The following is a 24243-nucleotide window of genomic DNA, read 5'->3' on the forward strand; positions in this document are numbered from 1 at the left end:
CCTGTGCGAGCGGCTGCTTGAGTCGTCGTACGGTTTTGTGTGGTCGTACAAACGAATCACGTCCCCCGATACGGGGAACTCTACGAAGAAGCCGACCGTCAGCAACGATACCGGCACACCGAGCGGCCCCCACGGGACGGGGGCTTGGCCGGGAGGTAGCGTCTGGGGACAGGGTTCGTCTCCGGGACGGACCATACGAGACAAGACCCCCGCGCACTGGGTCTGAGGGGAAGACGTTCACCTGATGCCGGACCGACGCCGCCGCACGGCACTCCACCTCCCGCAGCCTTCTGGGCCGGTGCTGCTGCCGCGGGAACGCCAGTCCTCTTCCACCGGGCCTTCCGGTGCCTCCGGGCACTCCGGGACGGACGCCCCCGGGACCTCCGGGACACCAGGGACTCCAGGGACCTCCGGGACGGCGGGGCCGGAGTCCTCGGGCGCCGGTTCGCCGGGCTCGTCCTCCTCCGGGTCTTCCTCACCGGGCTCGTCCGCGCCGGGCTCGTCCGCGCCGGGCTCCGGCGAGGACAATCCGTTCGCGCCGCCGCCCGAGGGCAGGCCCGACCAGCCGTGGCAGCCCCGCCGTCCCGAGCACGGCGGTGACGCGTCGAACGACGGCTCCGGCTCGGGGCGAGGCGGCTGGGGCAGTCAGTGGAGCAGCCGTCAGCCCGGTCGCTCCCAGGGCGGCTTCGGCAGCAGGCCGGGCAGCCAGAACGGACAGAACGGCCAGGGCTCCGGCAAGGACGGGCCCGACGGAGGCCGGGGCGGACTGCGCTGGGACCCGACGGACCCGGCCCAGCGCCGCGCCCGCTACGCACTGCTCGCCGGGATGTGGGCCTTCTTCTTCGCGCTCTTCGACTTCCCGGAGATCGCGCTGCTGCTCGGGGCGCTGGCGCTGTACTGGGGCATCAGCTCGCTGCGCAACAAGACCAGGAGGCCGTCGTCGGACACCGACGGCACGGCGGCCGACGGCTCGTCCGCGGCGGCGGTGCGGGCGGGCGGAACCACGACGGGACAGCAGGGACAGCTGACGCAGACGGCACAGGCGGGACAGGCCGGAGCGCCCGTCGCGACGTCGAGCAGGCCGCAGACCTCCGCGGCGGTGAGCGGGCTGGTGACGGCCGTCATCGCCCTGGCGATCGTGGCCACGACGTTCACCGTGCAGCTGGTCTACCGCGACTACTACACGTGCGTGAACGACGCCCTGACGACGACGGGCCAGCTCTCCTGCAACGACCTGCTGCCCGACTCGCTGGTGCCGGTCTTCGGCGTCAAGGAGTAGTCCCTCCCGGATCCTCGTCCGTGTCGGAGCCGCCTTTCCTCAGGGAGGGCGGCTCCGCCGTGAGCGGCCCCGGCGTGGCCGGGAAGTCTGCCATCAGACCACCCGACGCCTCCTTGAACGCCGCCCAACGCGCCTCCCGCGCACCGCGCTCGTGCCAGGCCTCGGCCGGCAGGAAGTCGTACGGCTCGAAATCGGGATCGAACGCTTCCTGCGCCCCGGCTCCCGTAGCGCCCGTAGCGCCCGTGCCACTTGGACTGCCGGTGCCACTCGCACCGCCCGCACCTGTCGTACCCCCCGCACCCGCGCCCGCCCCGGCCTTCGCCACGTCCAGCGCGTCCAGGATGTCCAGGCCGCCGATCGCCTCTCCCCCCTCCGACGCGGCGCGTGGACCCGGCGCCGCCGCGCCCGCACCACGCCGTCCCGCCGGTCGCCGCCAGGGTGCCCGCCACCACGCCCCTTCCGGAGTACCGGATTCCGTGCCCCCGGACCCCGCCCCGGTCGCGGTCCGGTCGCCCGCCCCGGTCGCGGGCAGTGGTTCGGCCGCCGGCAGGTCCTTCGGGCGCCGCTCCCGGAGCCGCCAGAGCCGCAGCAGCAGCGCCGCCGGTACGCCGAGCGCCACCGTCCACGCCAGCGCCGCGGCGCCCGTCAGCCACCACACGGGGCCGAAGGCCGCCAGCCTTCCGCTCCCCAGTGGTCCGCCCGCGAGCCCCGCCAGGACCGCCGTCAGCCCCGCGCACACCACGCCCCCGAGCGCCGCCGTGAGCGCCGTCCCCCGCGCGCTCCACGCCTCTTCCCGCAGGGCGAACGGGGGCGCGGCCACCCGTACCGTGAACCAGGCGACAGCCAGCCCCGCGACGGCCGGGACACCGGCCGCGGCCCAGTTCAGCGGCGTGCCGGGACCGTCCGGCACGGCGGCGAGCAACGGGAACGACGGCAGCGCGGGGGTGCCCACGACCCCGAGCGGTGTGGCCGTCGCTGTCGTACCGAGCGCGAAGCCGGGCCCCAGGCCGTACGCGGCGCCCCAGACCGCCGCGTTCGGCACCAGCGCCAGCCCCAGCAGCAGCACGGCGACCCGCCCCGACCAGTCCCCCGCGAGCTGGACGAACGAGGTGTGTGCCGGATCTCCGTGCCAGACCAGCGAGGCCCCGACCAGGAGCGCGCCGCCACCCACCAGCAGCAGGCAGGCCGCCGCGCCCGACCGCCCCGCGACGGCGACCCCCCGCCGCCCGGCCGGCGCCCAGAACGTCTGGGCCAGCGCTCTCCGTACCGCCCCGGGCAGCCCCTGTGGCAGGGGGAGGCGCGGGCATCCGTGCGCCGTCCATGCCCCGGCCGCCGCCGAGAGCACCGTCAGCACGGGCAGCGTGAGCGCCGCGCGCAGCGGATGCGCGGTGAGCGCGCCGCCCCCGGCATAGAGCACGGCGGAGGCGCCGACCAGCAGATATCCCCCCGACACGGTGCATACGGCGCCGAGCCCGGTGAGCTGGGGCCGTCCCTCGTCGGGTTCGAGGGCGTCCCGCGCGGCGCGGTACGCCAGCCAGGCCGGCAGACCCATTAGGAGCAGCGGTACGACTCCGATGGGCGCGGGATTCCCGGAGAGGGTGTCCGGGCGCACCAGCTCGACGCCATGGCCCAGCAGCCAGAGCCCGGCCGCGATACGCAGAGCGCCGCCCGCACCGCTGTCGGGGAACGGTGAAGTGATCCACATCGCCATCACCAGCACGGCGATCGCGCCGAGCCCCAGGCCCGCGGCGAAGGCTCCGCGGAGTACGGCGGAGGTGAGCGTCGCGGCCCTACCACGCTCAAGGGCCGCGGCCGAGGACAACGGCGCACTGTGTTCGGTCAATTGGGTCACGACGTCATGCTGCCCATGACGCGCATCTAATTCGCGCAACAGGCGAATAGTCGCCGTGTCGCCCAATATACGTTTATGCGCTTTATTGCCCAGAACCGTGCTGCGGGGAGCCCCACATGACGCAGAAGACCACGCAGAGCACCGCACGAGGCACCAGGGCCGGCGCCCCGTCGCTGCCCGCCCCCGAAGAGCGGCGAAGACTGCGCGAGTCGAAGCCGATGACCGAGAAACAGGCCGCCGCCGCGGTGGGCGTCACACGGTCGACGCTCAGGTCCTGGGAAACCGGGCGCAGGGCTCCGCGCGGACGCAAAGGGGAGTTGTACGCGAGGCTGCTGGCCGGGATCGCGGCGGAGCTCCGGGAGAACGCGGAGCAGGAGGAACGGGCCAGGAGGGAGGCCGCGAGAGCGGCCGCGCAGCGGTCCGCGGCGCGGAGCAGGAGTCCATCCACGCCCACGAGGACCACGGGTGCGGCGCGGGCCGCCGGGGCAGCGAGAGCCGCCGGGACAGCGAGGGCCGCGGGTACGGCGAGAATCGCGGGTACGGCGAGGGCCGCCCCGGCGCCCGCGGCCGGTGCCGCACCGCGACCCGCGACCAGCACCGCCGGGCCCGGCCGCAGGGCGAAGGCGAACGCGCGCACGAACACGGCGACAGCGAACCGGGTGCCGGCGAGCGCGGCGACAGCGAGCATGACCGGATCGGGTGCGCCCGCCCCTGATGTGCGCAACACCGACTGGCCCAACCCTCCCGCCGTCGGGATCGAGCCCCGCACGCCCGACGAGGCCTTCGACGCCCTGTACGCGTTCACCGCGCCCGTCCTCGTACGCCAGGCGTATCTGCTCACCGGGCGGCGGGCCCTGTCCCAGAGGTCCGTCGAGCGCGCCTTCCATCTCGCGTGGGCGCACTGGCCCGAGGTCGCGGTGGACCGGGACCCGGCGGGCTGGCTGCGGGCCACCGCGTACGAGTACGCGATGTCGCCCTGGCACCGGCTGCGCAGCCCCCGGGAGCGCCCGGATCCGGTCGCGCGCGAACAGGAAGAACCCGATCAGCGGGCGCTGCGCGAGACGCTGCTGAGTCTTCCCGCGTCGTACCGCCGCACGCTGCTGCTCTACGACGGGCTCGGCCTCGATCTGCCGGAGACGGCGGCCGAGACCGAGGCGAGCACCCCGGCCACCGCCCACCGGCTGCTGAACGCGCGCGAGGCGGTCGCCGCGCGGTTGCCCGAACTGACCGACACGCGGCTGCTTCAGGAGCGGCTCGGCACGCTCGTCCGGGCGACGACGCCACCGCCGCTCGGGGAGGCGCCCGCCGTGAGGTCCGGCTGCGAGCGGCGGGCCCGGTTCTGGACGCGGGCCGCCATCGCCTTCACCGTGCTGATCGTCGGGGCGACGGGGTTCACCCTGGCCACCGCGCCGACGCGGTACGAGCCGAGGCCGTCGCCGGGCGAGCGGGTCGGCGGTGTTCCGGTGACCGGCGGTCCGCCCCGGCTGAGCAAGCAGGACATGATGCTGCGCGACAAGCTCCGCCGCGCACCGGCGACCGGCCCCCACCGGCTCGTACCGCAACCGCTCTGACCGGCGGCCGGCCGGGAACGCGCGTGGGCCCGCACCCGGGAGAGGGTGCGGGCCCACGCGCGTGGTGCCGTACAGACCTGCGGAAGACGCCTGTGGAGACGGCCTACGGCAGACGGGTCCACGGGAGACCGGCCTCGGCAGACCGCCCTACGGGAGGCGGATGCTCAGCCCGCGAGGATGGCGCGGGCGAGCCCGGCCGTCTCGGTCGGCGTCTTGCCGACCTTCACGCCGGCGGCCTCCAGGGCCTCCTTCTTCGCCTGGGCGGTGCCGGAGGAGCCGGAGACGATGGCGCCGGCGTGGCCCATGGTCTTGCCCTCGGGCGCGGTGAAGCCCGCGACGTAGCCGACGACCGGCTTGGAGACGTTCTTGGCGATGAAGTCCGCCGCGCGCTCCTCGGCGTCGCCGCCGATCTCGCCGATCATCACGATCAGGTCGGTCTCGGGGTCGGCCTCGAACGCGGCGAGCGCGTCGATGTGCGTCGTACCGATGACCGGGTCGCCACCGATGCCGACGGCCGAGGAGAAGCCGATGTCACGGAGCTCGTACATCATCTGGTAGGTCAGCGTGCCGGACTTGGACACGAGACCGATCCGGCCGGGCTTGGTGATGTCGCCCGGGATGATGCCCGCGTTGGACTGGCCGGGGGTGATCAGACCGGGGCAGTTCGGGCCGATGATCCGGGTCTTGTTGCCCTTGCTGCCCGCGTACGCCCAGAAGGCGGCGGAGTCGTGCACCGCGATGCCCTCGGTGATCACGACGGCCAGACCGATCTCGGCGTCGATGGCCTCGATGACGGCGGCCTTGGCGAAGGCCGGCGGCACGAAGACGACGGACACGTCGGCGCCGGTCTTCTCGATGGCCTCGGCGACGGAGCCGAAGACCGGTACGGAAACTGTGCTTGATTCGCGCGTCTCCGACACGACGTCGAAGTCGACGGACGTGCCGGCCTTGCGCGGGTTCACACCGCCGACGATGTTGGTGCCGTCAGCGAGCATGAGCTTGGTGTGCTTCATGCCGGTGGCGCCGGTCATCCCCTGGACGATGACCTTGCTTTCCTTGGTCAGGAAAATAGCCATGGTGTTGGAGTCCCTGTCCCTTACTTCGCAGCCGCGAGCTCGGCGGCCTTGTCGGCCGCGCCGTCCATGGTGTCCACGCGCTGCACGAGCGGGTGGTTGGCGTCGGACAGGATCTTGCGACCCAGCTCCGCGTTGTTGCCGTCCAGACGCACGACCAGCGGCTTCGTGACGTCCTCGCCCTTGGTCCTGAGCAGTTCGAGAGCCTGGACGATGCCGTTGGCGACCTCGTCGCACGCGGTGATGCCACCGAAGACATTGACGAACACGGACTTGACGTCCGGGTCGCCGAGGATGATCTCCAGGCCGTTCGCCATGACCTCGGCGGAGGCGCCGCCGCCGATGTCGAGGAAGTTGGCCGGCTTCACGCCGCCGTGGTTCTCACCGGCGTACGCGACGACGTCGAGGGTCGACATGACCAGACCCGCGCCGTTGCCGATGATCCCGACCTCGCCGTCGAGCTTGACGTAGTTGAGGTTCTTGGCCTTGGCCGCGGCCTCCAGCGGGTTGGCGGCGGCCTTGTCCTCCAGCGCCTCGTGCTCGGGCTGGCGGAAGTCGGCGTTCTCGTCGAGCGAGACCTTGCCGTCGAGCGCGATGATCTTGCCGTCGCCGGACTTGATCAGCGGGTTGACCTCGACGAGGAGGGCGTCTTCCTTGATGAAGACGGTCCACAGCTTCTGCAGGACGTCGGCGACCTGGTCGGCGATCTCGGCCGGGAACTTCGCGGCGGCGACGATCTCGGCGGCCTTCTCGGGCGTGCAGCCCTCGTTGGCGTCGACCGGGATCTTGGCGAGCGCGTCGGGGTTCTCCTCCGCGACGACCTCGATCTCCACGCCGCCCTCGACGGAGGCCATGGCCAGGAAGGTGCGGTTGGTGCGGTCCAGCAGGAAGGAGACGTAGTACTCCTCCGCGATGTCCGCGGTCTGGGCCAGCATCACCTTGTGGACCGTGTGGCCCTTGATGTCCATGCCCAGGATCTGACCGGCCTTCTCGACGGCGTCCGCCGGGTCGGCGGCCAGCTTCACGCCACCCGCCTTGCCGCGCCCGCCGACCTTGACCTGCGCCTTGACGACGGCCTTGCCGCCGAGCCGCTCGGTCACCTCGCGAGCCGCGTCAGGCGTCGTGATGACTTCACCGGCCAGCACCGGTACACCGTGCTTGGCGAAGAGGTCCCTCGCCTGATACTCGAACAGGTCCACGCGTGTCCGTCCCTTTGTCTTTTAAACCGCAGCCTGGTGATCGCGGGTTCGTTGTCTGCGTGGGCGTGCCGCGAAGGGCAACGTGACTGCGCTGTCACAGAGGGAGGCGTACTCGCTGTCCGGTACGCGGCATGTCCGTCTCGCAGGTTATCCCCGTGGGCGGTAGGTCCCTAAATCGCAGATCACAGATGAGCGGTGATACCTGTCACAGAGCGGTGATACCCGTCACACCCACCCCGGAAGCCTTCCGCGTCACCGGGAGATCGCCCCGTTCGGCAGCTCCTTGTCCGGTATGGGAAGGGGGCGCTTCTCGATCGCCGCCGCCATCACCTCGGGGAAGAGATCGGGGGTGCAGGCGAAGGCCGGCGCACCGAGCGCGGCGAGGGCCGCCGCGTGCTCGCGGTCGTACGCGGGCGCTCCCTCGTCGGACAGCGCGAGCAGTGTCACGAATTGCACGCCCGACGCCTTCATCGCCGCGACCCGCTTGAGCATCCCGTCGCGTATCCCGCCCTCGTAGAGGTCGCTGATCAGTACGACCACCGTGTCGGCGGGCCGGGTGATCCGCGACTGGCAGTAACTGAGCGCGCGGTTGATGTCGGTGCCGCCGCCGAGCTGGGTGCCGAACAGGACATCGACGGGGTCGTCGAGCTGGTCGGTGAGATCGACGACGGCGGTGTCGAAGACCACGAGCCGGGTGGCGAGGGAGCGCATGGAGGCCAGGACCGCGCCGAAGACGGAGGCGTAGACGACGGAGGCCGCCATGGAACCGGACTGGTCGATGCAGAGGATGACCTCCTTCTTCACGGACTGCGCGGCGCGGCCGTAACCGATCAGCCGCTCCGGGACCACCGTGCCGTGTTCCGGCAGGTAGTTCTTGAGGTTGGCGCGGATCGTACGGTCCCAGTCGATGTCCCGGTGGCGCGGCCGGCTGAGGCGCGCGGACCGGTCGAGCGCGCCGGTCAGTGTCGCGCGGGTGCGGGTGGCGAGCCGCTTCTCGATGTCCGCGACCACCTTGCGCACGACCGCGCGCGCCGTTTCCTTCGTCGTCTCGGGCATCGCCTTGTTGAGCGACAGCAGTGTGCCGACGAGATGGACGTCCGCCTCGACGGCCTCCAGCATCTCCGGCTCCAGGAGCAGTGCGGCGAGCCCGAGCCGGTCGATCGCGTCGCGCTGCATGACCTGGACGACGGAGCTGGGGAAGTACGTACGGATGTCACCCAGCCAGCGGGCGACGGAGGGCGCGGAGGCACCGAGGCCGGCGGAGCGGTTGGTGCCGCCCGCGTCGCCCTTCTCCTTGCCCGTGCCGTAGAGGGCGGACAGCGCGCCGTCCATCGCGGCGTCCCGGCCGGTGAGCGCGCATCCCGTCCCGTCGGCGCTCTCCCCGCCGAGCACCATCCGCCAGCGGCGCAGCCGCTCGTCGGCGGCGGTGCTGTCGGTCGCGATGCCGTTGCCGATGCCGTCGATGCCGATACCGCCGCTCATCCCGTCGCTCATCCCGTCGCCTCCAGAAGATCGTCGCTGTTGTCGGCGCCGCCGCTGCCCTCGGCTCCCAGCAGCAGGCGGAGCACCGGCAATACGGCGTCCGCGCGCGCCTCGTCGAGCCCGGGGCCGAAGCCGGGCGCGGCGGCCTCGGGTGCCACCGGGCCGCCGTTCGCTGGCCCGCGTCCGACCAGCTCGCCCAGCGTGCGCCGGACGCCCGGCTCGTACGCGGAGAACGTGCGGCGCAGCAGCGGCAGCACATCCGTGAACGCCTCGGCCGACACCCCGGTCAGCCAGGCGTCCACCAGGCCGAGGAGGCGTTCGTCATGGACCAGGAGCATGCCTCCCGCGCTGCTCGCCGCCTGCGGGCGCCCGGTCCCGGACGCTCCGCCGACGAAGCCCTCGATCCAGGCCGCGGCGTCGGTCGGCGGGGTGCCGGGCGACAGCGCGAGGCCCATGAACCGCGCGGCCTCGTCCTCGGCGAGCCGTCCGTCGTCCAGCAGCAGCCGGGCGGCCCGGCCCCTGATCACCCCGGGGACGGTGTCCCGTCCCGCGAGCGTGCGGAGGACGGCTCCCCAGCGCCCGGCCAGATCCCGGCCGTGGCCGTCCGGGAGGAGGCCGATCGCCGTGTGGACGCGGTCGAGATATCCGCGCATCTCGGCCGCTCCGTCCGCGTCGAGCCCGGCGCAGGCGGGCGGCAGCCCGACGCAGATCCGCTCGGCGAGCCCCGCCGCCACATCGCCGAGCGCCCCGGTGTCGGTGGAGCGCACGTCGCCGTAGCGCAGCGAGCGGGCCAGCGCGGGCAGTGCCTGGGCGAGCCGGCCGACATCGGCGTCGAGCGCGGCGCGGTCGGCGAGGGCCCGCATCACCACGGGCAGGGCGTCGGGAAGCGCGGCCAGCAGACAGCGCTCGGCCAGCGCCGTGATCTCGGCGAGCGCGGTCGCCGCGAGGGCCCGCGACCCGGCCTTGGCGGTGGCGGCGGAGAGCACGGTCGTGCCCCATACGCCGGCCTCGGCGACCCGTACGTACAGCTCGGGCTCCCAGCGCAGCCGCCAGCTCTCCCGGAACGTGCCGGTGCTCGGCCGCGCGACGAGCGGTTCGCCCCAGTCGATACCGAGCAGCCGCAGCCGGTGCAGGAGCCTGCCGCGCTCGGCGTCCAGCTCCTTGCGGAGGTCCAGATCCAGCTCGCGCTCCAGCGCCTCCGGCTTGAGCCGCAGTGTGCGCTGGAGCGCGGTGAGATCGCGCTGGAGCGGCACGGCGGGGGCCGTGTCGGGGACCTCGCCGAGCACCTCGCCGACGATGAGCCGGTCGTGGATGAGGCCGAGCGGCACATCCGATCCCTCGCACATCACCGCACGGACCGCGTCGGTGGTCTCGGTCAGACCGGCGAGCGGACGCCCGCGCATGGCGGCCAGTGTCTCGGCGAGCCGTACCGCCTCGATGACATGAGCGGAGGAGACGGTCCTGTCCTCCTCCCGGAGCAGGCCGGCGACCTTGGTGAGCCAGCGCTCCACGGGGCGGTCGGGCACGCCGAAGAGATGTCCGTACCAGCCGGGCGAGTCGACGCCCGCGCCATAGCCGCTGTGCCGGGCGAGCCTGCGATGGGTCCAGGGCACCCACGTCATCCCGGTCTTGACCTTGGGCAGCCCCTTCAGCAGCGCGCGGTCCGCGGCGACGGTGGTCTTCCGGCCGAGCGCGGGCACATGCCAGGCGCCGCAGACCACGGCGACGCCGTCGTCCCCGAACTCCTTGCGCGCGGTCCTGAACTGGAGACGCATATGGGCTTCGCGGACGAGATCGCGCCGGGGTCCGCCGTCGCCGTACTCCTCGCGCAGCGCGCCCATGGCCTCGGCGACCGCCGCGAACGGTGCGAAGGGGTCGTCCGCGCCGTCGGGTCCCCGGTGCTCGATGACGTCCTCCCACCACCGCTCGGGGTCGTCGTACCCGGCGGCCTCGGCGAGGACGGCGAGCGGATCGATCCGTACGCTCTCGTCGTCCCGGGATCCGTCGCCTTCGCCCTCGCCCTCGGATTCGGACACGGACACGGACTGAGACTCGGACTCGGACTCGTCGGCATGGACGCCGACGTCGGCGGATCCGTCGTCCGCCGCGGCGAGCGCCAGTGAGTGTGCCGCCGGCAGGTCGATGAACCGGGCCGGTACGTCATGCGCCAGCGCCCAGCGGATCGCGACCCACTCCGGGGAGAACTCGGCCAGCGGCCAGAAGGCCGCGCGCCCCGGATCGTCCACGGCGTGCGCAAGGAGCGCGACGGGCGGTCGCATCGCCTCGTCGGCGGCGAGCGCCAGCAGCGCGTCCCCCTCGGGCGGGCCTTCTATGAGGACGACGCGGGGCGCCGCCGCGTCGAGCGCCGCCCGTACCGCACGCGCGGACCCCGGCCCGTGATGCCGGACCCCGAGCAGCAGCGGTCCGCCCGCGCCGGATCCGTTCCTGACCGACGTACCCGCGCCCGCGCCCCCGCTCGCCGCGCCCGGCGCGCGCGTCGTGGTCACGCGCTCACCTCGCGGCAGGCACGGTAGAAGTCCTTCCAGCCGTCGCGCTCGCGGACCACCGTCTCGACGTACTCCTGCCAGATCACCCGGTCCGCCGCCGGGTCGCGGACGACGGCGCCGAGAATGCCCGCCGCGACATCGCCCGGCCGCAGCACGCCGTCCCCGAAGTGGGCGGCGAGCGCGAGGCCGTTGGTGACCACGGAGATCGCCTCGGCCGTGGAGAGCGTCCCCGAGGGGGACTTGAGTTTCGTCCGGCCGTCGGTCGTGACGCCGTCGCGCAGTTCACGGAAGACCGTGACCACCCGGCGGATCTCGTCGATGCCCTCGGGTCCGGTCGGCAGATCGAGCGAACGGCCCATCTGGTCGACGCGCCGGGAGACGATGTCGACCTCGGCCTCCGGGGTGGCGGGCAGCGGCAGGACGACGGTGTTGAAGCGGCGGCGCAGCGCGCTGGAGAGGTCGTTGACCCCGCGGTCGCGGTCGTTGGCCGTGGCGATCAGATTGAACCCCCGGACGGCCTGCACCTCTTGGCCCAGCTCGGGGACCGGCAGGGTCTTCTCGGACAGGATCGTGATCAGCGAGTCCTGCACATCGGCGGGGATACGGGTCAGTTCCTCGACGCGCGCGGTCATGCCCTCCGACATGGCCCGCATCACCGGGCTGGGCACCAGCGCGTCGCGGCTGGGGCCGTGGGCGAGCAGCTGCGCGTAGTTCCAGCCGTAGCGGATCGCCTCCTCGGGCGTACCGGCCGTGCCCTGCACGAGCAGGGTCGAGTCACCGCTGACGGCCGCCGCCAGATGCTCGGAGACCCAGGTCTTGGCGGTGCCCGGCACGCCGAGGAGCAGCAGCGCCCGGTCGGTGGCGAGCGTGGTGACCGCGACTTCGACGATCCGGCGCGGCCCCACGTACTTCGGTGTGATCACCGTCCCGTCGGGGAGCGTGCCACCGAGCAGATACGTGGCCACGGCCCACGGCGACAGCCGCCACCTGACGGGCCGCTGCCGGTCGTCGGCCGCGGCCAGCGCCTTCAGCTCGTCGGCGAACGCGTCCTCGGCGTGCGGGCGCAGCGCCTCCTCGGTCCCGGCGGGCGCGGTGGTTTCGGGCATGGTCATGGATCCCCCTCCAGATCGGTCGACCGGATGTGAGATCCACGGTGCACCACGCCACTGACAATCGGCCGTCGTCGCGGGGGGCCGGGCGGGCGTCGCGGGCGGGGCGGGGCGTACGCGGACGCGCCCGCGTACGAGGGGAGTTGCCCAGCCGCCGACGCCCGGCGATCGTTGCCCGGTGCCCGCGGCCCCGCGACCGTCAGCCGGCGATCGGGGAGACCGCGATGCAGCCGCCCGCCGCGGCCTTGCCCGCGTCGGTCTCCTCCTTGATGACCTCGCCCTTGTAAATGATCTTGCAGGTGACCTCGGCGCCGGCCGCGTCCAGGGCGGTCGGCATGACGCCGGGCGGCATGATGCCGCGCAGCGTGACCGTCTTCTTCCAGGGCAGCGTGGGCTTCTCGACCGTCTCGATCTTGGGCTCCATGGCCTCGCCGCCCCCGCCGTGGTAGTCGATCGTGTCGATGTTCTTGCCCGTGACCTCGTAGGTGACCTCGTAGGTCTCGTTGACGGCCTTGTCGACCTCGTCGGTCACGGCCTTGTCGACCCGCTCCGCGGCCTCGGAGCAGGCGCCGAGGCCCAGCGCGAGGCCGGTGACGGCGAGGGTGGTGAGGGCGGCGCGGACGGTGCGGTTCATGAGTGATCCCCCGGTTCGTGGCATAGGAAGCTCGCACGATATAGCAAAGGCAAGGCAAAGTCATTCTGCCCGTTGTTCGTTGAATACGCAGGTCAGAGCGATTGTCAGTGGGGCGTTCTAACGTCGTGGACATGAATCAAACGGGGGTGCGCTGGACGACGGAACAGGTGCTCGCTCTGGCTCCTGACGACGCGTCACGGAAAGCGGGCAACAAACTGGGCACGGCCGGGCCGTGGTCGGAGGCGGGCTGCGGCTCCGCGGGGGCCGTGTGGGGCCTGTGCAAGGGCAGCGGCAGTAAGCCGTATCAGACCATTGTGGACACAACGGGCCCCGCTTACAAGTGCAGTTGCCCGAGCCGGAAGTTTCCGTGCAAGCACGCGCTGGGGCTGCTGCTGCTCTGGGCGGTGGACGAGCGGAGCGTGCCGGAGACGGCGGAGGAGCCCGGCTGGACCGCGGAATGGCTCGAAGGGCGCCGGAATCGGGCCGAGGAGCGGCCCGCGGGGGAAGCCGGCGCGGCCGGATCCGGGAAACCGGCCGATCCCGAGGCCGCGCGGCGCAGGGCGGAGCGCAGGGCCACCAGGATCAGCGCGGGCGCCACGGAGCTTGAACAGCGGCTGGCGGATCTGCTGCGCGGCGGGCTGGCCTCGGCGGAGCAGTCGGGATACGGGCTGTGGGAGGAGACGGCGGCCCGGATGGTCGACGCTCAGGCACCGGGGCTCGCGGGCCGGGTGCGGGAGCTGGGGGCGATCCCCGGCTCGGGACCCGGCTGGCCGGTGCGGCTGCTGGAGGAGTCCGCGCTGCTGCATCTGCTGACGACGGCGTGGCTCGGCCGCGACCGGCTGCCGGAGCCGCTGGCGACGACGGTCCGTACGAGGATCGGCCTCCCGTCACCGGCCGACGGCCCGGCGGTCAGGGACCACTGGCTGGTCCTCGCCCAGTACGACTCCTCGGACGGCAAGCTCGTGACCCGCCGGATCCGGCTGTACGGACGGGACTCGGGGCGTTCCGCGCTGGTGCTCGCCTTCGGCGCGGCGGGGCGCTCCCCGCAGCTGGGGCTGCCGGTGGGCCTGATGATGGAGGCGGAGATCACCCCGCACGGGGGCGGGGGGCAGCTACGGGCCGACTGGGGACAGCAGTTCGGCGCCCCGGCCCCGATCCCGGGACCGCCGCCCGGCGGCTCCACGACAGCGGCGATCGAGGCGTACGGCGCGGCACTGCGCGCGGATCCCTGGCTGGACGCGTGGCCGGTGACGCTGACGGAGGTCATACCCGTGCCGGCGCCGGGCGGCGGCTGGCAACTGGCCGACGCGGACGGGGAATCCGCGCTGCCGATCACGGGCTCGGCTCTCGCGCGGCCCGGTCTGTGGAAGCTGGCCGCGCTGTCCGGCGGCGGTCCTGTGACGGTCTTCGGCGAGTGCGGCCACCGCGGCTTCCTGCCGCTCGCGGCCTGGTCCGAGGACGTACGCGGGCCGGTCCTGCTCACCTGACGGTCCCGCGACCACTCACCCACCGGCCCCGCTCCCCCGAAGATCCCGCTCACCTGACGGTCTCGACAGGACCTGGCCGACCCGCGCCGACAACGGAGGGCTTCATGACGGACACGACTCGCACCATCGACCCGGCCGGCCCCACCGGCACGACCCGCGTCACGACGCCCTGGGAAGGGCTCGTCACCTCCGCACTGCTCGGTACGGAGCGCCGCACCCCGCCCGCGGAGATCCTGACCCCGGGCAAGGAGGCGCCGGTGGCCCTGCTGGACGCCGCCGCGCTGCACACCGTACGGCGCAGGGCGGGGCTCCTTCCGGCGCGCGCCGCGGACCGCCCGGAGCCCGCGCCCCACGACGGCCGCGCACCGTTGCCGGAGGCGGCCGGAAGACGGCTCACCCAGCTGCTGGCCGACCGGACGACATCCTCGGGCGGCGGAGGACGGCGCGGCGCGGCCCCCGACCTCACCGAACTGCTCCCCCAGTGGCTCGCCGCCGCCAATGAGCACGGCTATCGCGCGCCCGCCGCCGTACTGCCCGCGCTGCTCGACGCGGCCCGCGCGCGTACCGATCTGCGGCCGCAGGCGCTGACGTTCGCCGGGCCGCGCGGGCTCTGGCTCGCGCGGTTCAACCCGGAGTGGAAGTTCGCGCTGCGGGGCGCGTCCGGCGGCGCCCTGCTGCCCGACCCACAGGACGGCAACGCTGTCCGACTGCTCTGGGAGGAGGGCCTGTTCGCCGAGCGGGTGGCGCTGCTCGCCGCCGTACGCGCCCAGGACGCGGAGGCTTCCCGGGCGCTGCTCGCCTCGACCTGGTACACGGAGCGCGCCGAGGACCGGCTGATGTTCCTCGACTCGCTGCGTACGGGGCTGTCCGGGACGGACGAGCCGTTTCTGGAGCGGGCCCTGTCGGACCGCAGCCGCAACGTCCGCCATACCGCCGCCGAGTTGCTCTCCGCGCTGCCCGGCTCGGCCCTCGCCGGAAGGATGGCGGCCCGCGCGGCGACGTGCGTGAGCATGGACCGTACGGGCGGCGGCCAGGTCGTCACGGTCGAGGCGCCGCACGAATGCGACGCGGACATGCAGCGTGACGGCGTGGTCCCGGCCCCGCCCGCCGGCCGGGGCGAACGGTCCTGGTGGCTGGGCCAGTTGGTCGAGGCGGCCCCGCTGGCCATATGGCCCGCCAGGCTCGGCGGCCGTACCCCGGAGGAGATCGTCGCACTGCCCGTCCTGGACGACTGGGCCGACGAACTGCACGCCGCGTGGTGCCGGGCGGCCGTACGGCAGCGGGACGCGCGGTGGTCCACCGCCCTGCTGGGCGCCCCCGCCGCCTCCCCGGCCGCCGGTCCCGGCACCTCCGGCACCTCGTCGCTGGCGGAACGGGCGAAGCTTCTCGCCACGCTGCCGCCCGCCGAACGGGCCTCCTGGGTGGCCTCGTTCATAGCCGCCCATGGTCTCTCCGAGGCGTTCCAGCTGCTCGGCGTCTGCGCGGTGCCCTGGGCGGAGCCGCTCGGCCGGGCGGTCGTGGACGCGCTGGACATCGCCCGGGACGCGGGAAGCTACCCCTGGAGCTTCAGCGGGGTCATGGGGCTCGCCGAGCGATGCCTCGACCCCGCGGAGGCGAGCCGGCTGGAGCTGCTCACCGCGACCCAGGACGAGCCGGAAGACGCGTCACCGGGCGCGGGCGGCTACTGGTCGGAAGCCTTCCGGCGGCTGGTCTCCACGCTGCGTCTGCGCGCGTCGATGCTGGCCGAACTCGACGGGCGCACCGCGCTCACCGGCCCCGGCCACCCCGACGACCCCGACCAGTCCACCGGACCGACGGCGCTGTGAGCGGCGCCGCGCCTCACGCGCCCGCGGGCCGGCGGACGTGGGCGTTGATCCACGCGACGATGGAGGTCGTCGTCGCCCCCGGGGTGAAGATCTCGGCCACGCCCAGCTCCTTGAGCGGGGCGATGTCCGCCTCCGGGATGATGCCGCCGCCGAAGACCTTGATGTCCGCCGCGTCCCGCTCCTTGAGCAGCGCGATGACCTTCGCGAAGAGCGTGTTGTGCGCCCCGGAGAGGATCGAGAGGCCGATCGCCTCGGCGTCCTCCTGGATCGCGGTGTCCACGATCTGCTCGGGTGTCTGATGGAGCCCCGTGTAGATGACCTCCATCCCCGCGTCCCGCAGCGCACGCGCGATCACCTTGGCGCCGCGGTCGTGTCCGTCGAGTCCCGGCTTCGCCACCACCACCCGGATCGGGCCGCCGGCCACCTGCGCTCCGCTCGTCGTCCCGTCCTGGCTCCGCGACTGATTCCCCGGATCCTGGTTCTCCGGATGCCAAGCCACACCCATTACTGCCTCCACATACCGACCGCACTGTCATTGGCACGGGTCCCCGCGCCCCGGTCCGGTCGGGACCGGGCGCACGGAGGTGAACGAACGTTATCCACAGCATCCCGCACGCGGCCGTTTCGCGGAGGTCCGCGAGGGGGAAATCACACGTGGGACATGTTCGCTTTGTGTCGTTCCGGCATGACTCGGCCTACCCGGCCGGGTAGGGGACGACCACAAGGGGAGCCGCAAAAGGAGTCGCCACACGGGCGCCGTTCCACCGTGCCGCCAGCCGCGCGGCGCGGTGGCACGGCTCGCGTGTACCGGCCCCGGGCACTTCGGCGTGCCGGAAGCCATCGGCCCACCGGGCGGCGCCCCGTGAGGGCACGCGGGGGCCAGAGCCGCCCCCCGGGTGCCGTTCGGAGGTCGGCCATGAAGGTTTCGCCGTTCTTGCCGCTTTTTCCCTTCGTTCCGCCGCTCCTGCGCCAGGCCGGCCGTGTGTGGCACGCCACGCTTCCCGACGACGCGCTCGACGCGCTCCGGGCCAACGCGCTCGACCTGGCGGTGCTCACCGGCCATCTCGTCCTCTACCCGGCCGGGATCATCCAGGAGCGGCGCGCCGAGCCCCTGCCGCCGGAAACCGCCCAGCTGCCCACCGAGGGCCGCGCCCATCCCCCCGTCGTCCTGCTCCACGGCCTCGTCGACAACCGGTCCGTCTTCGTCCTGCTGCGCCGCTCCCTGGCCCGGCACGGCTGGACCCGTCTCGTCTCGCTCAACTACTCGCCGCTGACCTGCGACATCCGTACGGCCGCCGAGGAGCTGGGCCGCCATATCGAGGAGATCCGTGCCCGCACCGGCCACCGCCGGGTCGATGTGATCGGACACAGCCTGGGCGGGCTGATCGCGCGGTACTACGTACAGCGTCTGGGCGGTGACTCACAGGTACGCACGCTGGTCACGATCGCCACGCCGCACGAAGGCACGGCCGTCGTCCCGCTGGCGGACGCCCACCCCGTCGTACGCCAGATGCGGCCGGGGTCGGATCTGATCGAGGAGCTGCGGCTGCCCGCGCCCGGCTGCCGTACACGGTTCGTGAGCTTCTGGAGCGATCTCGACCAGCTGATGACGCCGGCCCTTACCGCGCGCATCACGCATCCGGATCTTCAGGCGGAGAACGTACTGGTGAGCGGGGTCGGGCATCTCGCCATGACGGTGCACCCCGGAGTCGCGGCCGGCATCCGGCACGCGCTCGAATCCCCCGGACTCATAGGCGAGTCCAGCCTGGACGCCGTCAACTCCGGCCTCGCGCCCGAGGAATCCGCGGAGGACGACCCCCGTTTCGACGGGCCGGCGTCCGTCGCCTGACGCGCGAGACTCTTCGAAATCCCTCTCCCGTCTCGAACGTTTATCGAACGTAAGGCCAAGTCTGCGCCCGTCGTCCGCCGAAACACGGCCGAATGCCCGTTTCAACGGAACGCAAAACCTGCCGAAGATTGTCGCCGTCCTATACCGCCGGGTACAGTCGCGGCCACTGCTTTCACTCAGGGGACCGGTCCATCGGACAGGCTCCCGGAGGAAACCCTGGTTCTGCTGCCGAGGCGAGAGAGAAGTTGGTGAACGACCAGCACGCCCACGCCGGGTACGCCGCATATGACGGCTACCAGAACGGCAGCTTCGAGACCGACCCACTCTTCGGCTCCCTCCCGGACGGCTCGGGCGGATATGAAAGCCCCCAGGCCACGTCCGGCCAGTACGACGGTGCGCAGTGGGACACCGGCGCCCATCAGACGACCGCGACCGCGTACGACGCCTACGCCGCGCCGCAGTACGAGCAGTACGACACCAGCGGCCAGTGGGCCACCGTCACCACCGCGCCCGACCACGGCTATCAGCAGACCCCGGGTATCCCGGGCCAGTCGGCGGAGCCGGACGTCACGGGCCAGTGGGACGCGGATGCCTGGAACCAGGCGAACCAGGCGAACCTGTCACATCAGGCGCATCAGGGTGACCCGCTGAACGGGACTGACGGAACAGGTCAGTTCGACGCCACGCAGTTCGCGTACGGCGTCTCGGACCACACCGTCGCGGCACCGTTCGACCCTGCCGCACCGTTCGCAGGCGCACAGTTCGAGACCGCGCAGTTCGACGCGACGCAGTTCGAGACCGCGCAGTTCGACGCGGGGCAGTTCGACGCGGGGCAGTTCGGGTACGAGCCGACCGCGCAGTGGGCGGCGCCCGCGTTCGACACCGGCGCGTACGACGCCACCGCCTGGAACTCGCCCGACGCGGCGGCCGACGCCCCGTACGACAGCGCGCATGAGCAGTACGGCCAGGACAGCGGCGCGTACGAGCAGTACGACCCCGCCCCGGGCGCGGAGTACGGCGCCCCGGGGCCGGAGCCTGAACACGCCTTCGACGCGGAGCCCGGCTACGGGACCGGGACCGGCACGGGAACCGACGCGCACGCCGAGGCCGGAGGGACCGGGGAGTCCGCAGGGACCGGGACCGGCAAGGCCGGACTCGACGGCGATACGGAAACGGACGCCGCGCCCGAGGCCGAACCGCTGCACATGGCGGAGACGATGACCACTCCCTCCGTGAGCATCCCGCCCCGCGGCGAGCGCCGGGCCGGCGCCGGCCCGAGCGGTGGCCGGGGCCGTCGCCGCACCCCCGCCAAGCGCTCCGCGCTCCTCACGGTCGCCGTCCCCTCCGCCTGCGTGATGGGCGTCGCGGGTGTCGCCGCCGCCTCGGTCAGTGGCCTCGGCGCGGGCGAGGAGCCCCAGGCCGACAAGACCACGACCGCCTCGGCCGCCGATCCCGGCTCCGTGAAGCCCGTGGCCGCGAACAACAAGCTGGACACCCAGCTCGCCGCACTCAACGCCGACGCCCGCGACTTCGGTGACCGGGCCAGCCGTACGCAGGAGCGCATCGACCTCCAGGCCCGGCAGGAAGCGGAGAAGAAGAGGCGCGCCGCGGAGGCGGCCCGCAAGGAGGCCGAGCGGCCCAAGTTCGTCCTCCCCGTCTCGCAGCACGGGCTCAGCGCGCGCTACGGCCAGGCCGGCGTCAACTGGATGTCCATCCACACCGGGATCGACTTCCCCGTGTCGTACGGCACGCCGGTGATGGCCGCGACCGACGGCACCGTACGCACGCAGTACAACAGCGCCTACGGGAACATGGCGATCGTGACCGCGCCCGACGGCACCGAGACCTGGTACTGCCATCTCAGCACCACGAAGATCCGCTCCGGTTCGGTCAAGGCCGGTGACGTGATCGCGTATTCGGGGAACTCGGGCAACTCCACGGGACCGCACCTGCACTTCGAGGTACGGCCCGGCGGCGGCGCCGCGATCGACCCGCTGGCCTGGCTCCGCAGCCACGGCGTCGACCCGACATAACCCGACGTAACGGGCGCCCCGCGTCGGCTACGTTCGCCCCGCGTCCGAACCGATGTCCGACGTAACGGGCGCCCCGCCGGGGCCCGTTACGTCGTCCCGTCCCCTTACAGCTTCTCGACCGGCGCGTACCGCAGCAGCAGCCGCTTGGGCTTCGTGTCCCCGAAGTCGACCGTCGCCTGCGTGTCCGCGCCGGTACCCGTCACCGCCATGACCGTGCCGAGGCCGAACTGGTCGTGCGTGACACGGTCCCCGACCGCCAGCGCGATCACCGGCTTGTCGGTGGTGCGCCGCGTGGCGAAGCCCGAAGGGCCGCCGCCCGCCCTCGACCGCGCGGAGGACGAGGACAGCGAGGACGCGATCCCGGACGTGGGCCCCGCGGGGATCTGCGCGCCGGTCCGCTTCCACTCCAGGTGGTGTCCGGGGATCTCCTCCAGGAACCTCGACGGCGGGTTGTACGAGGGCTGGCCCCACGCGCTCCGCATCGACGACCGGGTCAGATAGAGGCGCTCGCGGGCGCGGGTGATGCCGACGTACGCCAGCCGCCGTTCCTCCTCCAGTTCCTTCGTCTGGCCGAGGGCGCGCATGTGCGGGAAGACGCCGTCCTCCATGCCCGACAGGAACACGACGGGGAATTCGAGGCCCTTGGCGGTGTGCAGCGTCATCAGCGTGATGACACCGGAGCCGTCCTCGTCCTCGTCGGGGATCTGGTCGGAGTCGGCGACGAGCGCCACCTTCTCCAGGAATTCGGCGAGCGTACCGGTCGTGGCGCCCGCACCGGCGGCACCGGGAGCACCGGTGGCGCCGCCCGTACCGGTGGCGTCGGCAGCACCCGCGCCTTCGGCAGCGGCCCCGCCGTCCCCGCCGTCGCCCGCCGCCTCCGCGGCGGCCTGGCCGCGCTCCTGCTCGAACTCCAGCGCCACCGCGGCCAGTTCCTGGAGGTTCTCGATCCGTGTCTCGTCCTGCGGGTCGGTCGAGGCCTGCAACTCCGCCAGATAGCCGGTCCGTTCGAGCACGGCCTCCAGGACCGTCGCGGGTCCGGCGCCGGACTCGACGACCGTACGCAGTTCCTCCATCAGCGTGTTGAACCGCTTGACGGCGTTGGCCGACCGGGCGGCCATGCCGTACGCCTCGTCCACCCGCCGCAGCGCCTGCGGGAAGGTGATCCTCTCGCGCAGCGCGAGCGCGTCGATCATCGCCTCCGCGCGGTCCCCGATGCCGCGCTTGGGCACGTTCAGGATCCGGCGCAGCGGGACGTTGTCCTCCGGGTTGGCCAGAACGCGCAGATAGGCCAGCACGTCGCGGACCTCCTTGCGCTCGTAGAAGCGCACACCGCCGACGACCTTGTAGGGCAGGCCGACCCGGATGAAGATCTCCTCGAAGACACGGGACTGCGCGTTCGTACGGTAGAAGACCGCGACATCGCCCGCCTTGGCCTCGCCCGCGTCCGTCAGCCGGTCGATCTCGTCGGCGACGAACTGCGCCTCGTCGTGCTCCGTGTCCGCGACGTAGCCGGTGATCTGGGCGCCCGCGCCGGCCTTCGTCCACAGATTCTTCGGCCGGCGGCTCTCGTTCCGCTCGATGACCGCGTTGGCGGCGCTGAGGATCGTCTGCGTGGAGCGGTAGTTCTGCTCCAGCAGAATGGTCGTCGCGTCCGGGTAGTCCTCCTCGAACTGGAGGATGTTACGGATCGTGGCGCCCCGGAAGGCGTAGATCGACTGGTCGGCGTCACCGACGACGCACAGCTCGGCCGGATCGTCCTCCTCGCCCGAGGGGCCCACCAGCTCGCGTACGAGCGTGTACTGAGCGTGGTTGGTGTCCTGGTACTCATCCACCAGGACATGCCGGAAGCGCCGCCGGTAGTGCTCGGCGACATCGGGGAACGCCTGGAGCAGATGGACGGTGGTCATGATGATGTCGTCGAAGTCCAGCGCGTTGGCCTCGCGCAGCCGCGCCTGGTACATCCGGTACGCCTCGGCGAGCGTCTTCTCGAAGCCGTCGGCGGCCTGGCCGGCGAAGGTCTCCTCGTCGATCAGCTCGTTCTTCAGATTCGAGATCTTGGCGCTGAAGGACTTGGGCGGGTACCGCTTGGGGTCGAGGTCCAGATCGCGGCAGACCAGGGCCATCAGCCGCTTCGAGTCGGCGGCGTCGTAGATGGAGAACGACGAGGTGAAACCGAGCCTCTTCGACTCGCGCCGCAGGATCCGCACGCAGGCGCTGTGGAACGTCATGACCCACATGGCGTTGGCGCGCGGGCCGACGAGCTGGCCGACCCGCTCCTTCATCTCGCCCGCGGCCTTGTTGGTGAACGTGATCGCCAGTATCTGACCGGGGTGGACGCTGCGGGTGCCCAGCAGATGCGCGATCCGGTGGGTCAGCACCCTGGTCTTGCCCGACCCGGCCCCGGCCACGATCAGCAGCGGGGAGCCGGTGTGCACGACGGCCGCGCGCTGCTCCTCGTTCAGCCCTTCGAGCAGCGCGGCGGGGTCCACGACCGTGCGCGGGGCGCCGTCGCGGTGGTACTGGTCCCGCGTCGGGGGCACGTCGTAGGCACCCTGGAAGAGGTCGTCGGGCACCTGCTCCGCCGCGTGCTCGGCGTCGTCCTCGGGCGGCGGAGGATGCTCGTCGCCGGAGGGCTGGAGGTCCGCCAGGAAACTGTCGTCAAAGAGGCTGCTCATCGCTTTCCGAGTCTAGGCCGCCGCACTGACACCCCGCGCCCGCCTTCGGAATTCCCCGGCCCCCGCCGCCATCACCACAGGCGGCCCCGCGCTCACCCATCGTGACGAACGGACGTCACCGGCCGGTTTCACCCATCGCACCCGCAAATAGTCACGAAAATGTATCGGGCATATCGGCCATCGACCTTCACATCAGCGCCACACTTTGGCTAGCGTGCTCGATCAGGCGGCCCGTACCCCCAACGGCGATCCACGCCAAGCGGGCGGCCCACGCCGAATTCGGACTTTCCTGAAGGAAGTTCGGAACCGGGGACCCACAGTGCACAACCGGGGTGAATCGGGCCTTTCGCTCAAGGTCCGTAGGGCAGCCTTCCGTTCCGCCCGAACCCGACAGCTAACCCGGTAGGCGGTCCACGGAAGGAGATGCCGACCTTGGCGTCGCATCGCAAGCCGCGCAGTCTCAGCGGAGTACGTACCGCTTCTCCCGCCGTCGGGATCACGACAGCCGCGCTCGCCTCGGTCACGTTGCTCTCGGCGCAGAGCGCGGGCGCCGCGCCCGTCGATCCGAAGCCGTCCATGGAGGAGGTACAGAAGAAGGTCGACGATCTGTACCGCCAGGCCGGCAGTGAGACGCAGAAGTACAACCGGGCGAAAGAGGCCACGCAGAAGCAGAAGCGCGCGGTCGACCGGGTGCTCGACGAGGTCGCCAAGCGCGCGGACAAGCTGAACGAGGCCCGGCGTACGCTCGGCTCGTTCGCGGCCGCGCAGTACCGGGAAGGCGCGGTCACCCCGACCGCCGCCCTGCTGTTCGCGGACAGCCCGCAGTCGTTCTTCGAGCAGAAGCAGGTGACGGACCGGCTGACGGAGCGTCAGCGCGGCGTCCTGACCGACTACCAGACGCAGCAGGCCGACGCCGCGAAGAAGCGGCAGCAGGCGTCGAAGGACCTGGAGTCGCTCACCGCCTCGCAGGCCGCGCTGCGTACCAGCAAGCAGAACGTGCAGCAGAAGCTCGGCGCGGCGCGTGCGCTGCTGTCGAAGCTGACCACGGAGGAGAAGGCGCGGCTGGCCGCGCTGGAGCGCAAGAAGGAAGAGGAGGCCCGCCGCAAGGCGGAGGCACGGGCGAAGCAGGAGGCCCGCGCGAAGCAGGAGGCCGAGCGCAAGCGCGAGGAGGAGCGGGCCCAGGCCCCGTCGGCCGGTACGGGCTCGGGCAGCGGCTCGGGCACGGGTACGGGCACGGGCTCCGGCAGTACGGGCACAGGGGCCGGTACCGGCACGAGCGGCGGCACCGGAGCGTCGGACGGCAGCTACGCCACCAAGGCCGCCAAGGTCCTCTCCTTCGCCCGCGCCCAGAAGGGCAAGCCATACGTCTGGGGCGCCACGGGACCCAGCTCGTACGACTGCTCGGGCCTGACCCAGGCCGCCTGGAAGGAGGCGGGCGTGGAGCTGCCGCGCACCACCTGGGACCAGGTGAAGGCCGGCACGCGCGTCGCGACCGAGGATCTGCTCCCCGGTGACCTGGTCTTCTTCTACGACGACATCAGCCACGTCGGGATCTACATCGGCGACGGCATGATGATCCACGCCCCCAAGCCGGGCGCGAACGTCCGCGAGGAGTCGATCTACTACATGCCGATCTACGGAAGCGTCCGCCCCGCCTGACAGCGGCC

16 protein-coding genes, 1 pseudogene and 1 riboswitch are annotated in these 24243 nt (G+C 72.3%); of the genes and pseudogenes, 8 read left to right on the plus strand and 9 right to left on the minus strand.

The features are described 5' to 3' along the window. The first annotated feature begins 244 nt into the window (after positions 1-244). A complete protein-coding gene (locus CU044_RS24060; protein ID WP_129770786.1) occupies positions 245-1279 on the plus strand; it encodes a hypothetical protein in 1035 nt (344 codons plus the stop codon). Here the strand turns inward: CU044_RS24060 and CU044_RS24065 are convergent. Continuing rightward, entirely contained in the window at positions 1269-3131 is a 1863-nt protein-coding gene (locus CU044_RS24065; RefSeq protein ID WP_129770787.1) for a DUF6350 family protein, read from the minus strand. The genes CU044_RS24060 and CU044_RS24065 overlap by 11 nt on opposite strands. A gap of 218 nt (positions 3132-3349) precedes the next feature. On the opposite strand from CU044_RS24065, the pseudogene CU044_RS40220 reads away from it, so the two are divergent. Beyond that, positions 3350-3406, plus strand: a pseudogene (locus tag CU044_RS40220) (hypothetical protein); the annotation flags it as partial. 411 nt (positions 3407-3817) lie between these two features. Continuing rightward, positions 3818-4702, plus strand: a complete 885-nt coding sequence (locus CU044_RS40225) for an RNA polymerase subunit sigma-70 (RefSeq protein ID WP_345790152.1) — start codon at positions 3818-3820, stop codon at positions 4700-4702. Positions 4703-4866: 164 nt separating this feature from the next. Here CU044_RS40225 and sucD read toward each other — a convergent pair whose 3' ends face one another. From sucD to CU044_RS24100, 6 genes are all read right to left on the minus strand, one after another. Continuing rightward, positions 4867-5778 carry a succinate--CoA ligase subunit alpha gene (sucD, locus tag CU044_RS24075; RefSeq protein WP_129770789.1) on the minus strand — a complete coding sequence of 304 codons (912 nt, stop codon included), beginning with the start codon at positions 5776-5778 and terminating at the stop codon, positions 4867-4869. A gap of 20 nt (positions 5779-5798) precedes the next feature. Further along, complete coding sequence (gene sucC / locus CU044_RS24080; protein WP_129770790.1) at positions 5799-6974, minus strand: ADP-forming succinate--CoA ligase subunit beta; 1176 nt, start codon at positions 6972-6974, stop codon at positions 5799-5801. Positions 6975-7226: 252 nt separating this feature from the next. After that, on the minus strand, positions 7227-8456 hold the full coding sequence (locus CU044_RS24085; protein WP_129770934.1) for a VWA domain-containing protein: 1230 nt from the start codon (positions 8454-8456) through the stop codon (positions 7227-7229). A gap of 8 nt (positions 8457-8464) precedes the next feature. Further along, positions 8465-10876 (minus strand): DUF5682 family protein, encoded by a 2412-nt coding sequence (locus tag CU044_RS24090; protein WP_129770935.1) that lies wholly within the window; start codon positions 10874-10876, stop codon positions 8465-8467. Between the two features lie 83 nt (positions 10877-10959). Next, positions 10960-12075, minus strand: coding sequence for an AAA family ATPase (locus tag CU044_RS24095; protein WP_129770791.1), 1116 nt, complete (start codon positions 12073-12075; stop codon positions 10960-10962). 196 nt (positions 12076-12271) lie between these two features. Then, a complete protein-coding gene (locus CU044_RS24100; RefSeq protein ID WP_129770792.1) occupies positions 12272-12706 on the minus strand; it encodes an MmpS family transport accessory protein in 435 nt (144 codons plus the stop codon). A gap of 131 nt (positions 12707-12837) precedes the next feature. Here CU044_RS24100 and CU044_RS24105 point away from each other — a divergent pair, with 131 nt between their 5' ends. Further along, complete coding sequence (locus CU044_RS24105) at positions 12838-14193, plus strand: SWIM zinc finger family protein (RefSeq protein WP_193564053.1); 1356 nt, start codon at positions 12838-12840, stop codon at positions 14191-14193. A 104-nt stretch (positions 14194-14297) separates the two neighbouring features. Further along, positions 14298-16019, plus strand: a complete 1722-nt coding sequence (locus CU044_RS24110) for a DUF5691 domain-containing protein (RefSeq protein WP_240045799.1) — start codon at positions 14298-14300, stop codon at positions 16017-16019. Positions 16020-16032: 13 nt separating this feature from the next. Here CU044_RS24110 and CU044_RS24115 read toward each other — a convergent pair whose 3' ends face one another. Continuing rightward, positions 16033-16524, minus strand: a complete 492-nt coding sequence (locus CU044_RS24115) for a cobalamin B12-binding domain-containing protein (protein ID WP_240045800.1) — start codon at positions 16522-16524, stop codon at positions 16033-16035. A 411-nt stretch (positions 16525-16935) separates the two neighbouring features. On the opposite strand from CU044_RS24115, the gene CU044_RS24120 reads away from it, so the two are divergent. Further along, on the plus strand, positions 16936-17868 hold the full coding sequence (locus CU044_RS24120) for an alpha/beta fold hydrolase (RefSeq protein WP_129770793.1): 933 nt from the start codon (positions 16936-16938) through the stop codon (positions 17866-17868). A gap of 248 nt (positions 17869-18116) precedes the next feature. Then, positions 18117-19901, plus strand: a complete 1785-nt coding sequence (locus tag CU044_RS24125; RefSeq protein ID WP_240045801.1) for a M23 family metallopeptidase — start codon at positions 18117-18119, stop codon at positions 19899-19901. A 104-nt stretch (positions 19902-20005) separates the two neighbouring features. Here CU044_RS24125 and CU044_RS24130 read toward each other — a convergent pair whose 3' ends face one another. Continuing rightward, positions 20006-22576: an ATP-dependent DNA helicase gene (locus CU044_RS24130; RefSeq protein WP_129770795.1), complete on the minus strand. Its 2571-nt coding sequence runs from the start codon at positions 22574-22576 to the stop codon at positions 20006-20008. A gap of 261 nt (positions 22577-22837) precedes the next feature. Beyond that, a riboswitch (cyclic di-AMP (ydaO/yuaA leader) is annotated at positions 22838-23001 on the plus strand. Here CU044_RS24130 and CU044_RS24135 point away from each other — a divergent pair. Further along, positions 23000-24235: a C40 family peptidase gene (locus CU044_RS24135; protein ID WP_129770796.1), complete on the plus strand. Its 1236-nt coding sequence runs from the start codon at positions 23000-23002 to the stop codon at positions 24233-24235. (Overlaps the previous riboswitch by 2 nt.) Positions 24236-24243 lie beyond the last annotated feature (8 nt).

The organism is Streptomyces sp. L-9-10 (genome assembly GCF_004151105.1).
Lineage (GTDB): Bacteria > Actinomycetota > Actinomycetes > Streptomycetales > Streptomycetaceae > Streptomyces.

Excerpts from the sequence above, each read along its gene's own strand:
- CU044_RS24060 (WP_129770786.1), top strand. The coding sequence starts at position 245 with ATGCCGGACCGACGCCGCCGCACGGCACTCCACCTCCCGCAGCCTTCT.
- CU044_RS40225 (WP_345790152.1), top strand. The coding sequence starts at position 3,818 with ATGACCGGATCGGGTGCGCCCGCCCCTGATGTGCGCAACACCGACTGG.
- sucD (WP_129770789.1), bottom strand. The coding sequence starts at position 5,778 with ATGGCTATTTTCCTGACCAAGGAAAGCAAGGTCATCGTCCAGGGGATG.
- CU044_RS24085 (WP_129770934.1), bottom strand. The coding sequence starts at position 8,456 with ATGAGCGGCGGTATCGGCATCGACGGCATCGGCAACGGCATCGCGACC.
- CU044_RS24095 (WP_129770791.1), bottom strand. The coding sequence starts at position 12,075 with ATGACCATGCCCGAAACCACCGCGCCCGCCGGGACCGAGGAGGCGCTG.
- CU044_RS24100 (WP_129770792.1), bottom strand. The coding sequence starts at position 12,706 with ATGAACCGCACCGTCCGCGCCGCCCTCACCACCCTCGCCGTCACCGGC.
- CU044_RS24105 (WP_193564053.1), top strand. The coding sequence starts at position 12,838 with ATGAATCAAACGGGGGTGCGCTGGACGACGGAACAGGTGCTCGCTCTG.
- CU044_RS24110 (WP_240045799.1), top strand. The coding sequence starts at position 14,298 with ATGACGGACACGACTCGCACCATCGACCCGGCCGGCCCCACCGGCACG.
- CU044_RS24115 (WP_240045800.1), bottom strand. The coding sequence starts at position 16,524 with ATGGGTGTGGCTTGGCATCCGGAGAACCAGGATCCGGGGAATCAGTCG.
- CU044_RS24120 (WP_129770793.1), top strand. The coding sequence starts at position 16,936 with ATGAAGGTTTCGCCGTTCTTGCCGCTTTTTCCCTTCGTTCCGCCGCTC.
- CU044_RS24130 (WP_129770795.1), bottom strand. The coding sequence starts at position 22,576 with ATGAGCAGCCTCTTTGACGACAGTTTCCTGGCGGACCTCCAGCCCTCC.
- CU044_RS24135 (WP_129770796.1), top strand. The coding sequence starts at position 23,000 with ATGCCGACCTTGGCGTCGCATCGCAAGCCGCGCAGTCTCAGCGGAGTA.